General features: G+C 67.0%; 14 protein-coding genes. 4 read left to right on the top strand and 10 right to left on the bottom strand.

Annotation, left to right across the window (positions count from 1 at the left end):
• The first annotated feature begins 89 nt into the window (after positions 1-89).
• The gene (locus tag JFY56_RS07190; RefSeq protein WP_208313225.1) at positions 90-992 is read left to right on the top strand and encodes a LysR family transcriptional regulator ArgP; all 903 of its coding nucleotides are present in this window, start codon (positions 90-92) and stop codon (positions 990-992) included.
• Here the strand turns inward: JFY56_RS07190 and JFY56_RS07185 are convergent, their stop codons facing one another.
• Positions 993-2,054, bottom strand: a complete 1,062-nt coding sequence (locus JFY56_RS07185) for a saccharopine dehydrogenase family protein (RefSeq protein WP_208312848.1) — start codon at positions 2,052-2,054, stop codon at positions 993-995.
• An 84-nt stretch (positions 2,055-2,138) separates the two neighbouring features.
• Here JFY56_RS07185 and JFY56_RS07180 point away from each other — a divergent pair, with 84 nt between their 5' ends.
• Complete coding sequence (locus tag JFY56_RS07180; protein WP_208312847.1) at positions 2,139-3,128, top strand: NAD-dependent epimerase/dehydratase family protein; 990 nt, start codon at positions 2,139-2,141, stop codon at positions 3,126-3,128.
• Positions 3,129-3,427: 299 nt separating this feature from the next.
• Here JFY56_RS07180 and JFY56_RS07175 read toward each other — a convergent pair whose 3' ends face one another.
• The gene (locus JFY56_RS07175) at positions 3,428-3,697 is read right to left on the bottom strand and encodes a hypothetical protein (RefSeq protein WP_328824842.1); all 270 of its coding nucleotides are present in this window, start codon (positions 3,695-3,697) and stop codon (positions 3,428-3,430) included.
• 264 nt (positions 3,698-3,961) lie between these two features.
• Between JFY56_RS07175 and JFY56_RS07170 the strand changes: the two genes are divergently transcribed.
• Positions 3,962-4,816 (top strand): ATPase, encoded by an 855-nt coding sequence (locus tag JFY56_RS07170; protein WP_208312845.1) that lies wholly within the window; start codon positions 3,962-3,964, stop codon positions 4,814-4,816.
• 88 nt (positions 4,817-4,904) lie between these two features.
• Here JFY56_RS07170 and JFY56_RS07165 read toward each other — a convergent pair whose 3' ends face one another.
• From JFY56_RS07165 to JFY56_RS07130, 8 genes are all read right to left on the bottom strand, one after another.
• Positions 4,905-6,236, bottom strand: a complete 1,332-nt coding sequence (locus JFY56_RS07165) for an OprD family outer membrane porin (RefSeq protein WP_208312844.1) — start codon at positions 6,234-6,236, stop codon at positions 4,905-4,907.
• A gap of 103 nt (positions 6,237-6,339) precedes the next feature.
• On the bottom strand, positions 6,340-7,713 hold the full coding sequence (locus JFY56_RS07160; protein ID WP_208312843.1) for a 4Fe-4S binding protein: 1,374 nt from the start codon (positions 7,711-7,713) through the stop codon (positions 6,340-6,342).
• A complete protein-coding gene (locus JFY56_RS07155) occupies positions 7,710-8,561 on the bottom strand; it encodes an FTR1 family iron permease (RefSeq protein ID WP_208312842.1) in 852 nt (283 codons plus the stop codon). The genes JFY56_RS07160 and JFY56_RS07155 overlap by 4 nt, the downstream gene beginning before the upstream one ends.
• A gap of 13 nt (positions 8,562-8,574) precedes the next feature.
• Positions 8,575-8,901, bottom strand: coding sequence for a cupredoxin domain-containing protein (locus tag JFY56_RS07150; RefSeq protein ID WP_208312841.1), 327 nt, complete (start codon positions 8,899-8,901; stop codon positions 8,575-8,577).
• Positions 8,902-8,960: 59 nt separating this feature from the next.
• Positions 8,961-9,491 (bottom strand): iron transporter, encoded by a 531-nt coding sequence (locus tag JFY56_RS07145; protein ID WP_208312840.1) that lies wholly within the window; start codon positions 9,489-9,491, stop codon positions 8,961-8,963.
• A 234-nt stretch (positions 9,492-9,725) separates the two neighbouring features.
• Positions 9,726-10,775 (bottom strand): alkene reductase, encoded by a 1,050-nt coding sequence (locus tag JFY56_RS07140; RefSeq protein WP_208312839.1) that lies wholly within the window; start codon positions 10,773-10,775, stop codon positions 9,726-9,728.
• Positions 10,776-10,797: 22 nt separating this feature from the next.
• Positions 10,798-11,961 (bottom strand): MFS transporter, encoded by a 1,164-nt coding sequence (locus tag JFY56_RS07135; protein ID WP_208312838.1) that lies wholly within the window; start codon positions 11,959-11,961, stop codon positions 10,798-10,800.
• A 203-nt stretch (positions 11,962-12,164) separates the two neighbouring features.
• Positions 12,165-12,479, bottom strand: coding sequence for an ArsR/SmtB family transcription factor (locus tag JFY56_RS07130; RefSeq protein ID WP_208312837.1), 315 nt, complete (start codon positions 12,477-12,479; stop codon positions 12,165-12,167).
• Between the two features lie 134 nt (positions 12,480-12,613).
• Here JFY56_RS07130 and JFY56_RS07125 point away from each other — a divergent pair, with 134 nt between their 5' ends.
• Positions 12,614-13,231 (top strand): acyl carrier protein phosphodiesterase, encoded by a 618-nt coding sequence (locus JFY56_RS07125; protein WP_208312836.1) that lies wholly within the window; start codon positions 12,614-12,616, stop codon positions 13,229-13,231.
• The last annotated feature ends 39 nt before the right edge of the window (positions 13,232-13,270 follow it).

Genomic DNA, 13,270 nt, shown 5'->3' with positions numbered 1-13,270 from the left:
AGTCCGTCAGTCGAGTGGGAATTGCTGGCCAGTCTGCGGTGCCCGGCTGTATAAGGAAAACGAATCCTGCTGATATCCCATTAGGAAAACTGATCATGTTCGACTACAAGCTGCTGGCTGCCCTGGCCGCCGTGGTGGAGCAGGGCGGCTTCGAGCGCGGCGCCCAGGCGCTGGGCCTGTCGCAGTCGGCGATTTCCCAGCGCATCAAGCTGCTCGAAGCGCGGGTCGGCCAGCCGGTGCTGGTGCGCTCGGCGCGTCCGCAGCCGACCGAGCTGGGCCAGCGTCTGCTCAACCACGTGCAGCAGGTGCGCCTGCTGGAAGGCGACCTGCAGCAATGGGTGCCGATGCTGGACGAGGGCGGCCCGGTCGAGCGCCTGCGCCTGGCGCTCAATGCCGACAGCCTGGCGACCTGGTGGGCCGCCGCGGTGGGCGACTTCTGCGCCGAGCGCGGGGTGTTGCTGGACATGGTGATGGAAGACCAGGAAGTCGGCCTCAAGCGCATGCGCGCCGGTGAGGTGGCCGGCTGCGTCTGCGCCAGCCCGCGCCCGGTGACCGGCGGCCGCTGTGTGCCGCTGGGGGCGATGCGCTATCGCGGGCTGGCCAGCCCGGCGTTCATCGCCCGGCATTTCCCCGACGGTGTGCGCCCCGGCGAACTGGCCCGGGCGCCGGCAATCGTCTTCGGCCCGGATGACCAGCTACAGCACCGTTACCTGGCCGATCTTGGCGTGAGCGGCGGTTTCATCCACCACCTGTGCCCGTCCTCGGAGGGCTTCGTCCGCCTGACCTGCGGCGGCCTCGGCTGGGGGCTGGTGCCGGAGCAGCAGGTGCGCGGCGAACTGGAGCGCGGCGAGCTGGTGGAACTGGTGCCGGGGCAGGTGATCGACGTGCCGCTGTACTGGCATCACTGGCGCAACGGCGGCGAACTGCTCGCCGCGCTGACCGCCCACCTGCTGCGCAATGCGGCGCAGATGCTGGTGCCGATTGCCGGCTGATCAGCCGCGGATGACGATCCGGCCGCTGCCCGGCAGTTCCTCCACGCAGCGCTCGCCGAACAGCTGCGACGGCGTGAAGTAGCCGCCCGGCCCGCGATAGTCGAGCAGATGGCGCACGGCGAGCAGCGCGCCGTGGACGGTCACCTCGTAGCCGTTGGCGGTTTCCAGGCGGGCGATGCGCCGCTCGCCGTGCGCGTTGCGCGCCTCGCCCCAGACCCAGGTACGCTGGCGGCCGCGCGCTTCCTCGTCGGGACCATGGACGCGGCGCTGCACTTGCCCCTTCAGCCAGTCCTGCAGACGCCCGACGCCCAGCAGCGGACGCAGCGGATCGATCAGCCGCATGCCCACGGCTACCGCTGGCGGAGTCGGCAGGTAGACCTCGATATTGCCGATGCCGGTCGAGTAGTAGGCGGTGGCCACGTCGCCCCAGGGAATCGTCACCGCATGCCGCAGGCCACGGCCGAAATCGATGTCGCGCCGCTTGTAGCCCAGCGGCACGTCGCGCAGGGCGCCGTTCTCGCGCACCTTGCCGCCGAGCTTGAGGCCTTCCAGCGAGGTCTTGGCGGTCCCCGGCGAAAGGCCGCTGGAGCTGTCGAAGCCCAGCGCCAGGCGGCTGGCGTCGGGCATGGCGTGCTTCAGGCAGGCAGCCACGCAATCGGTGGGGATGACGTCGAAGCCGACACCCGGGCAGAGCACGATGCCGGAGACCCGGGCGACCTCGCCGAGCCCGTGGACATGCTCGAACACCGCGATTTCGCCGGTGATGTCGACGTAGTGCGTGCCGCTGTTCAGGCAGGCCTCGATCATGCGCTCGGCGGTGGCGGAGAACGGTCCGGCGCAGTTGACGACCACGGCGACGTCGGCCAGGGCCTCGTCGGCGGCGCTGCGGTGCTCCAGGTCGAACACCCGGCATTCCATGCCGAGCAGGCTGCCCAGCGCATGCACGGCGGCCGGATTACGCCCGCCGAGCAGCGGAGCCAGGCCCTGGCGGCGAGCCTCTTCGGCGATCAGGTGGCCGGTATAGCCGTTGGCCCCGTAGATCATCCAGCGGGATTTGCTCATGATTGCGCCTCGATTCGACTGAATGGATAAGGGTAGTCCCACGTACGCCTACCATTCGTATGGGGTGGGAACCAAGGAGAAAGCATGAAGATTCTGGTGACCGGGGCCAGCGGGTTCATCGGCGGGCGCTTTGCCCGTTACGCCCTCGATCAGGGGCTGGAAGTGCGGGTCAACGGGCGCCGTGCGGAGGCGCTGCAGCCGCTGCTTGAGCGCGGCGCCGAGTTCATGCCCGGCGATCTCGACGATCAGGCCCTGGTGCGCCGGCTGTGCGATGGCGTCGAGGCGGTGGTGCATTGTGCCGGCGCGGTGGGCGTGTGGGGCCGTCGCGAGTATTTCGAGCATGGCAACGTCGGCCTCACCGAGCAGGTGGTGGAAGCCTGCCTGAAGCAGCGTGTGCGGCGGCTGGTGCACCTGTCGTCGCCGTCGATCTACTTCGATGGCCGCTCGCACATCGGCGTGACCGAGGATCAGGTGCCCAAGCGCTTCTCCGACCACTACGGGGCGACCAAGTACCGCGCCGAGCAGGTCGTGCTCGGCGCCCAGGATTTCGGCCTGGAAGTGCTGGCGCTGCGTCCGCGCTTCGTCACCGGGGCCGGCGATACCAGCATCTTCCCGCGGCTGATCGAGCGGCATCGCAAGGGCCGCCTGCGCATCATTGGCCAGGGACTGAACAAGGTCGACTTCACCAGCGTGCAGAACCTCAATGTCGCGCTGTACAGCGCCCTGCACGCGGGCGTCCCGGCGCTCGGCCACGTCTTCAATATCAGCAACGGCCAGCCGGTGCCGTTCTGGGACGCGGTGAACTACGTGATGCGCCGCCTCGAACTGCCGCCGGTGGACAAGCATCTCCCATACGCCGTGGGTTATGGCCTGGCGGCGCTCAACGAGGGCATCTGCCGGGTTTTGCCGGGGCGGCCGGAACCGAGCCTGTTCCGCCTCGGCATGGCGGTGATGTCCAGGGACTTCACCCTGGATATCAGCCACGCGCGGGAACTGCTCGGCTACGACCCGCAGGTGAGCCTGTGGACCGCGCTGGACGAGTTCTGCGACTGGTGGAAGCGCAGCGGCCTTTGAGGCATCTGGTCGCTTGGGACGTTCTCCCGTAGGAGCGCGCCATGCGCGCGATATCGGCGGCGCCGGCATTTCGCGGGCATGGCCCGCTCCTACGGATGCACTGTCTTTGCTTCGTCGCGAGGCTTCCCCCTCACCCTAACCCTCTCCCTCAAGGGAGAGGGGACTATTCGGAGTTGCCGGCTGGCACGGTATGTCGCCCCACGCCAAACGTGCCCCCTCTCCCTCCGGGAGAGGGCTGGGGTGAGGGAACCGGCAATGCGAGAGCATCTTCGTAGCGCGCCATGCCCGCGAATCACTGCTCAGCCGCGCAGCGGCCCCGCGTACTGCCGCTGGCCGCCCGGCGCGGGCATGTAGCTGGGTTCCTGCACCACCTGCGGCAGGCGCACGCCGCTCAGTTCGCTGAGGCGCTGGCCGAGCGAGCGGGTGTCCTCCCGTGCGGATTCGGCGCAGGCGCTGATCATCCGCAGGATCGCGTCGTTCTGCTGGAAATGAATGTCCAGCGCCTGTTCCTCGCGCAACCGCCGACGCAGTTCGCGCATGCAATCCAGGATGGCCTTGTTGAACTCGATCACTCGACTTCCCCCCTGTGAGCGGCGTGGTAGACGCCTTGCCGTCGGGCAGGCGAGCAATCCCTGTGCCACGCCATGGGGAAGCGGCGGATTTCGTGGCATGCAGGGGAACCGCAGGGGGCCGGCGATGGTCTTCCGAGTCCTGCGAACGCGCCGCTGCGGTGCGCCGTGCCTCGTGATGGCGCAATGCCCAAGGGGCTGGCGCAACGCGATATACTGCGCTCCTGCACAGCGCCACGCCGTTTCTTTCCACAGGTTTCTTCCATGCGTAACGACACGTTAGACGAACTCGACGAAGTGCCCAGTCTTTCCACCGATGCTGCCGACCGCAGCGAGTTCGGCCACTTCCCGCGGCGGATCGTCGAGCCCGATGGCCGGCCGGTCCCGGTGGTGAAGCGCGGCGGCAATACCGCGCCGCTGTGGGCGCTGGTCGGCGCCATGGCTATCGCCCTCGGTGGCGTGGCGTGGTGGAGCCACCAGCAATTGCTGCTGATGGAACAGCAACTGATCGCCACCCAGGAAAGCTTCGCCAAAATCAGCGAGGAAGCCGCCGGTCGCCTCGACGACATTCGCGGCAAGGTGGTGGCGACCGAGTCCACCACCACCACCGATCGCGAGCAACTGCGCCTGCAGGTCAAGCAGTTGCAGGGCAAGCTCGCCGACCAGGCACGCCAGCAGCAGGCTTCGCTGTCGCAGTTCGACGGCCAGCAGGGCAAGCGTCTGGACCAACTGAGCACCGAGTTGAAGGCGCAACAGGAAAGCGCCGCGCAACTGATCAATCAGCTCGACGGCAAGCTCAAGGCACTGGCCGACGAGCAGGGCAAGCTGAAGAGCCTGCAGAACGACATCGCCGCCAGCAACGAGCGGATCAAGAGCATGACCGCCGATATCGCCAGCCTGAACACCGATGTCGGCGCGCTGAAGAAGCAGGGCAACCAGAGCCAGGCGATCAAGAGCCTGCAGGACGACCTGCTGGTACTGCGCAGCGAGGTCGACAACCGGCCGGCGCCGAGCAGCAACACGGCGGAGTTCGATGCCTTCCGCAAGCAGATGACACGCAACATCAACACCCTGCAGGCGCAGATCCAGAACCTGCAGTCGCAGATGGACAGCCGCTGACGCCAGCGGCTCGACAAAGCCCCGCGATCGAATCCTTGTCCCGCCGGGAGCCGCAAGGCTTCCGGCTCAGGACGAAGCCTGCCGGCTTCTACAGGAGGTCGTAGGGGTATTCGAGAGTCAGCCGATACTCGTCGACGCTGTCGTCCACCGCCGAATAGCCATTGGCCGTGCGATGCGCCGCCCATTCCAGCGCCACGCTCAGGTCCTTGAAGGTTCCCGAAGGCACGCTGTAGTTCAAGGCGATATCGCGCTCCCAGTGCGAGGCATCCTTGCCATCGGGGTTGTACCAGTCGGCATACCCCGGGCTGTCCGCGTCGGCCCGCGTCATGTCCAGCTTGCCGCGCGAATAGGACGCCATGGCGGTCAATCCATCCAGGTAGTCCGAGAGGTCGTAGTCGTACTGGAGTTTCCAGGAACGCTCATGCGGCCCTGCGAAATCCGAATACTGCTGCGAGTTCGCCAGATAGATGCTGCCGCCGCCGTTGATGTAGTCGAACGGCGTATCGCCATTGACCCGCTGGTAGACCAGGGTGAGGGTGTGCCGGGCGTGGGTCAGCCCGAGGGACGCGCTGTAGGCGTTGGTGCCGATTTCGCCGAGCAGCGCATCGCCCCGGTCGCGGGTGTTGTAGTAGTGCACGCCGCTGGCCAGGGAGGTTTCTTCGCCAAGCGCCAACTGGTAATCCACGGCAGCGTAGTACTGACGCCATACATCCCGCAGGTTGCCGGCATACAGCGAGGTCGTCAGCCCCTCTGCCGGCGCATAGTTGACGCCTCCCCAGCTCAGGTAGCGGCTCTGTTCGCCGTCGGGCATTTCCCCGTAGTTGGTATCCAGGCGTCGCTTGCCGCTCTGGTTGTAGGGCCGGTTGAAACTGACCCGTCCGGCATCCAGGCTGAGGCCGTCGATAGCCTCGTTGGTCACGCTGATGCCACGGAAAGTCTGCGGCAGGATGCGCTGGTCGCCGCCGATCACAGGGTTGTCCAGCAACTGGTCGCCATATTTGACCAGGGTATCGAACAGGCGCATCTTCACCGCCGCTCCGGCGCTGGAAAAGTCGCCCGGTGCCTTGCCATAGTCGTAGCCGTTCTTGTCCGGCTCGGAGATCGGCAGGATGCCCGTACCCGCGGTGCCCCCTCCACCGTCCAGCTTGATGGCCTGGAACGCCTGGGCATCCACGCCGAAACCGACCTGCCCCCGGGTAAAGCCGGACTCGAAGAAGCCCATCAGGCCCTGGCCCCACTCCTTGCTGTCGCGCACTCCCGGCTCATGTCGATCGTCCTGCTGGGCCATGTTGCGGGCGAGCAGCTTCAGCGAGGAATCCTCGACGAATCCTCCCGGCTCGTCGGCAACCGCCAGCGTACAGACGCTCCCCAACGAGCCGGACAGCACCAGCGCCCAGCTTCCCTTGTTCGTGATCCTCATGCTCTCTCTCCTTTGAACCTTGGTTCACGCAGGGCCTTGTCGTCCCCTCAAGGGGCTTCTTGGACGTTTTCGGAGTGCACGTCGCCCATCGGTCCTCGCCGGTTCAATTCCAGCCCCAGAACATCAGCCACCAGCCGGCCAGCACCGGCGCGCAGGCCAGCGCCAGGCAGGCCAGCACGCCCGGCTGGCGCAGGGAGGAAACGCCACGCCGGCGGACGATCCGCCAGCCCAGCCACAGCGCCCAGGCACAGGCGCCCGCCAGCATCAGCGCCCGCGCCGGCTGTACCCAGGCGAGGGCCAGCCCCTCGTAGCGCAGGAGCTTCACGGTGGTGGCCGAAAGCCCCAGGAACAGCCCGCAGCCACCGAGCGGAATCAGCGCCTGGGCCAGGTGCGCGTAGAGCGCCCGGCCGCGTCCCGACAGCCGGCCGGCCAGGCGCAGCATCGCCGTCAGCCAGCCGCCCATGAGCAGCGCCCAGGCCAGCACGTAGACGGCCAGCACGCCGCCATCGAGCCAGGTGAAGACGTCGTTGTTCTGCGGGTAGTGCGTCAGCAGCCACCAGGGCGCGTCGGACTCCAGCGGCCAGACGATGCCTCGCTCCACCAGCCACTCCGCGCTCATCTGCTTGAGCGCGATGAACCAGGGGCTGAGCGTCCAGTTGAAGGCGCCCATGGCCAGGCCGATCACCCCGAACAGCAGCAGGCGCACGGGCCAGGGGTTTTCCGTGTGCTGGCCGTGCACGACGATTTCCTCGTTCGGCCAGCGCGGGCTCAGGGCCACGGCGCCACGCTGGCCGCTGCAACGGCCGCAGGAATGGCACTCGGCGCATCCGGTCATGCGGCGAATGTCGATCAGGGGTGCGCAGTTCGGCGTCGGCAGGTGCGGCCCGGCATTCGCCAGCCAGCGTTCCTCGTCGACGCGGAAATGCATCGGCGCCAGCCGCGCGAGCAGGCTGAACACGCCGCTGACCGGGCACAGGTAGCGGCACCAGACGCGCTTGCCGCGCCCGTACAGGAAGCCCACCAGCATCGCCGCTACCGTCGAGCCGCCGAGGATCAGCAGCGCCGGCAGCGCGTAGTCGTAGACGCTGACCAGTTGGCCGTAGAGGGTGGTCATGCAGAAGGCCACGAACGGCCAGCCGCCCCAGCGCATCCAGCGCGGCACGCCGCGCCCCCGGCCGTGGCGGCTGGCCCATTCGCTGAGCGCGCCCTCGGGGCAGAACAGACCGCACCAGAGGCGTCCGAACAGCACCATCGACAGCAGCACGAACGGCCACCAGATGCCCCAGAACACGAACTGCGCGAACACCGCCAGGTCATCGAACATGCGCGCCTGGGGTTGAGGCAGGTCCAGGCACGCCGGGACGATCAGCAGCACCGCGTAGAACAACACCACGGCCCATTGCAGCCCACGGATCAGGCCGGCGTGCCGGCGCATGCCGTCCCCCAGCCGGGCCAGCCGGGAAGACGCGGTGCTCATGCCAGCCGGGCCTCGGCCCGGGGCTCGCCGCGCCGGCACAGGTAGCCCGCCAGCAGCCAGTAGGTTGGCAGCAGCAACACCGCCAGCAGCGACGGAGCAGCCCGGTAGCCAGCGAATCCGGCCAGAGCCGCACCCAGGCCGTGGCCGTCGCTGAGCCAGGCGGAGGTATCCCAGAACGGGTCGCCGAACAGCCCGTAGCACCACTCGGGCAGCTCCAGCGCCATGACCTGTCCCGCCACCCGGTCCAGCGCCGCCATCAGCAGGGCGCCGCCAAGCAGCACCAGGAGGATTTCGCTGACCTGGAAGAAACGCTGCCAGGTCAGTATCCGCGAGGACCACTGCAGCGCCGCGTAGGTGGCCAGGGCGAGCAGGAAACCGAGCACGCCGCCCAGCGCGAACCAGGTCCAGTCCGCGCCCTGCTGCGCGCCGACGCCATAGAGGAACACCACCGTCTCGCTGCCTTCGCGGGCCACCGCCAGCATTGCCAGCAGCAGCACGCCCCAGCCGCCGTCCCGGGCGATGCTGCGCTCGGCGTCCTGCTCCAGCTGGCGCTTCATTCCGCGCCCATTGCGGTGCATCCACACCACCATCTGCAGGATCAGCAGGCTGGCACAGAACACCATGGCGGCCTGGAACCATTCGCCGGACGGCCCCGCCAGCCATTCCCCAGCCAGCATGAAGAGCACTGCCAGCGAACAGGCCAGCGCGACGCCCAGCCCCACGCCGCTCCAGAGCATGCGCAGGCCCCGCGCCGGCTCGGGGCGATGGCTGAGCCAGGCATGCAGGATGCCGACGACCAGAAGCGCCTCGACGCTTTCGCGCCAGACGATGAACAAGGATTGCAGCATGGGTAGCTCCGGATCAGTGCGCCACGATCTCGCCTTGCGGCAGATCCATATGGAACTCGTCGAAGAAGGGATAGCGGCCGGGACGCAGGGGATGGATCACCACGAACGAGGTGACGCCCGGCGAGAGCACCTTCTCCACCCGCAGCGGCGTGCTCTCGAACTCCGCCGGCCCGCTGCCCGCGTTGCGCACGACGACCTTGAAGCGCTGCCCGGCGGGCACTTCCAGCGTTTCGGGGGTGAAGCGGCCATCGGTGATGGTCAGCTCATAGGTGGGGAGCGGTGCTGCCTTCGCGGCAACGGCGAACGACAATGCCAGCAGGCAGAAGAACAAGCGCAACATGACGGCCTCGCGACTCTCGGAAAGGGAACGCCGCACCCGCAGCGGGCGCGGCCCACGCATCAGTAGCCGCCTTTCTTGCCGATGCCGGCATAGGTGAAGTCGTATTCCACCTTGCATTCCTTGAACCAGGGCGCCACGCCGGTTTCCTTGTCGACGTGCCGGCCGAACATGTCGTGACCGGATGGAGGCAGGATGGTGTAGGTCAGGTGGTACTTGCCCGGCCCGAGCAGCTTGACGTTATCGCCGTAGTGCGGACCGTCGCTGGCCACCATGCCGTGGAAGTCGCCCTTGAGAACCTGGTCGCTGCCTTCCTTGCGCAGTTCGTAGGCCACGTGCAGGTGGGGAACCCAACTGCCTTCCTGGAAACCGTTGGTGTTGTCGGCGGTGGCGGCGATGTCGGCCTCCAGGTGCACGTCGGATTCCGCCGCGGCGCGCATCATCCCTGGCGGGTCCATTTCGATCGGCTGCAGGTACACCGCGCCGATCTCCATCCCGCCACAGGACTGCGGCGCGCCGATGGGGTACTCCTTGGCCATCACGAACGGGCTGGCAAGCGCCAGCATCACGGGAATGGCACGATTGACTCGCATGGTCTTCTCCTGGGCTTGGTAAGTAAGGAAAACGACCATGAATCTAGGGGGCACAAGATGTTATTGAGAATGATTTGTATCAATAATCTGTAATATTCAGCGGACGCGTACCTCTTCTGGGCCTCTGCCTATCCCGTCAAGCCAGTACGTAGGTTGGCGCTGAGCGCAGCGAAGCCCAACATCTGCCGGGCGTGGCACCGTTGGGCTTCGCAAGCTCAGCACCAACCTACGTCCTTACAGCCGCGGGTAGTCCAGGTATCCCACCGGGCCCCTTGCGTAGAAGGTCTCCGGATGCGGTTCGTTCCACGCCGCGTCTGCCGCCAGGCGCTCCGGCAGGTCCGGGTTGGCGATGTAGGGAATGCCGAAGGCCACCGCATCGGCCTTGCCGCTCGCCAGCCATTGGTTGGCGCCGGCCTTGTCGAAGCGCTCGTTGGCGATGTAGGTGCCGCCGAAGATTTCCTTCAGTTTCGGACCGATGCTGTCGTCGCCGGCCTTCTCGCGGGTGCAGATGAAGGCGATGCCGCGCTTGCCCAGTTCGTGGGCCACGTAGCCGAAGGTCGCCAGCGGGTCGCTGTCGCCCATGTCATGGATGTCCATGCGCGGCGCCAGGTGTACGCCGACGCGCTGCGGGCCCCACACGGAAATCGCCGCGTCGGTCACTTCCAGCAGCAGGCGTGCGCGGTTCTCGATGGAGCCGCCGTACCGGTCGGTGCGCTGGTTGGTGCTGTCCTGCAGGAACTGGTCGAGCAGGTAGCCATTGGCGCCGTGGATTTCCACACCGTCGAAACCGGCGGCCTTGGCGTTTTCCGCACCCTGGCGGTAGGCCTCGACGATATCGGCGATTTCTTCGGTTTCCAGCGCGCGCGGGGTCACGTATTCCTTGTGCGGCCGCACAAGGCTGACGTGTCCCCTGGCGGCGATGGCACTCGGCGCGACCGGCAGCTCGCCGTTCAGGTAGAGCGGATCGGAGATGCGGCCGACGTGCCACAGCTGCAGGAAGATCCGCCCGCCATTGGCGTGCACCGACTTGGTGATATTGCTCCAGCCGCGAATCTGCTCGTCGGACCAGATGCCAGGGGTGTCCGGATAGCCGACACCCATCGGCGTCACCGAGGTGGCCTCGCTGATGATCAGGCCGGCGCCGGCGCGCTGGGCGTAGTACTCGGCCATCAGCGAGTTGGGCACGCGGCCTTCGTCGGCGCGGCAGCGGGTCAGCGGCGCCATGATGATGCGGTTGGGGAGTTGCAGATCGCCGATCACGATCGGGTCGAAGAGCGTAGTCATGCTGCGTTGCTCCAGTTCGGGGTTATTCGAGGACGGGTTGAGGTTGGGTACGGTTGCCGCTGAAGCCGATCAGCACCGCGGCGAGTGCGAGCAGGGCGAGGAGGGCTGCGGCCAGTGGCACACGGGTCAGGCCCAGGCCGTGGTCGATGACGCTGCCGCCGACCCAGGCGCCGATGGCGTTGCCGACGTTGAACGCGCCGATGTTCAGGGTGGCGACCAGGTTCGGCGCCGACTGGCCGACCCGGACCACGTTGACCTGCAGCGCCGGCACGGCGGCGAACGACGCGGCGGCCCAGAAGAACAGGGTGATTTCCGCCGGCAGCAGCGCCTGGCTGGTCCAGCTGAACAGCGCGGAAACCACCGCCATGGCGGCGAACACGCCGGCCAGGGTCGCGCCCAGGCGCCAGTCGGCGAGGCGTCCGCCGATCACGTTGCCGACGGTGAGGCCGACGCCGATCAGCACCAGCGACCAGGTGATGCCGCGCGGCGTCATGCCGGTGACCTCGCCGAGCATCGGCGCCACATAGGTGAACAGGGCGAACACGGCGGCGGAGAACAGCACCGTGGTGCTCAGCGCCAGCCACAGGCTGCCGCTGCCGAGGGCGCCGATTTCCTTGCGCATGTCCACCGCCTCCTCGTCGTGAGCGGCGGGCAGGACGCGCCACAGGCCGATCAGCGCCACCACGCCGATGACGGTCACCACCCAGAAGGTCGAACGCCAGCCGGCGGCCTGGCCGAGCGCGGTGCCCAGCGGCACGCCGAGGACGTTGGCGAGGGTCAGGCCGGTGAACATCAGGGCGACGGCGGAGGCCTTGCGGTTGGCCGGCACCAGGCTGGCGGCGACCACCGAACCGATGCCGAAGAAGGCGCCGTGGCAGAGCGCGGTGATCACCCGCGCGAGCATCAGCAGGCCGTAGTTGGCGGCCACCGCGCAGAGGAAATTGCCGACGATGAAGATGCCCATCAGCATCAGCAGGGCGCGCTTGCGCGGCAGGCGCGCGGTGAGCAGCGCCATGATCGGCGCGCCGAACGCCACGCCGAAGGCATAACCGCTGACCAGCCAGCCGGCGCCGGGAATGGACACGCCAAGATCGGCGGCGACGTCGGGCAGCAGGCCCATGATGACGAATTCCGTGGTGCCGATGGCAAACGCGGACAAAGCGAGGACGAGAAGCGAAGTGGGCATGCGCCTGCTCCTGAAGTGGGAATGTCTTGGTCGGAACAACTGTCTTGCCGCCGATGATGCTTTTGTAGGAGCGAGGGGGACGCCCAGTCCGATGCTCGCGAACATCGGCCCTGCAAAAGCTTCGCGAGCAGAGCTCGCTCCTACAGGAATAAGCCCCCTGTCGGACCGTAGGGGCCATGCCCGCGAAAAAATTGGATCGAGCCTTACAACTCTTCGCTCATCTGCCGAAGGAACGCCTGGATCGTCTCTTCGTTACGCTTGAAGAAATTCCACTGGCCGATCTTCCGGCTGGTCACCAGCCCGGCGCGCTGCAGGGTCGCCAGGTGCGCCGAGACAGTGGATTGCGACAGCCCGGTACGCTGGTCGAACTTGCCGGCGCAGACGCCCAGTTCGAACGGGTGGTCCTGCTCGACGAAATAGCGCTCCGGGTCCTTCAGCCAGTGCAGCATGTCGCGCCGCACGGGGTGGGAGAGGGCCTTGATGATTTCGTCGAGATCGATTTCCGGGGTGTCTGTCATGGCCGTATCGGTATATCGCGTTGAGACGAACTATATATCGCTCCAGGACGATATGTGATTGTTTGAACCGATAATGAAGATCGACCGGCTTGATAGTTCGGCCGCCTCGCTCGCGGCTGGGGTAAGCTCAGGGCATGAACTATCTCGCTCACCTCCATCTCGGCGGTTCGCAGCCCGCGCAGCTGCTCGGCAGTCTCTACGGCGACTTCGTCAAGGGACCGCTGGCCGGGCGCTGGCCCGCCGACATCGAAGCGGCGATCCGCGTGCACCGGCATATCGACGCCTTCACCGATGCCCACCCGCTGATCCATGTCGCCAAGACGCGCTTCCCCAGCGAGCGCCGGCGCCTGTCCGGCGTGCTGGTCGATGTGTTCTTCGACCACTGCCTGGCGCGCGACTGGCAGGCCTATTCGCCCGAGCCGCTGGGTCTGTTCACCCGCCGCGTGTACGGCGTGCTGAACGAAACCCCGGGCCTGCCCGGCCGCCTCGCGTACATCGCGCCGCGCATGGCTGCGCAGGACTGGCTGGGCAGCTATCTGGAGTTCGAAGTGTTGCAGGATGTGATGGCCGGGATGGCGCGACGCCTGTCCCGCCCGGGTTTGCTGGATGGCGCCTGGGACGAACTGGTCGATCTGTACGAACCGCTGAGCGAGGACTTCCGGGCCTTCTATCCTGAATTGCAGCGGTATGTGGAGAGCCTGCCCGAGGTTCGCGAGGCGCTTGATATGTATCAAGCCACCCGCAGCCCGTAGCGAGTGGAATTGCGGTAATTGAAGGATTCTGGAGGAAGA

It is taken from the genome of Pseudomonas schmalbachii, assembly GCF_017589465.1.
Lineage (GTDB): Bacteria > Pseudomonadota > Gammaproteobacteria > Pseudomonadales > Pseudomonadaceae > Pseudomonas > Pseudomonas schmalbachii.
The sequence above is the reverse complement of the archived record's forward strand: the minus strand, read 5'-3'. Positions and strand labels throughout refer to the sequence as shown.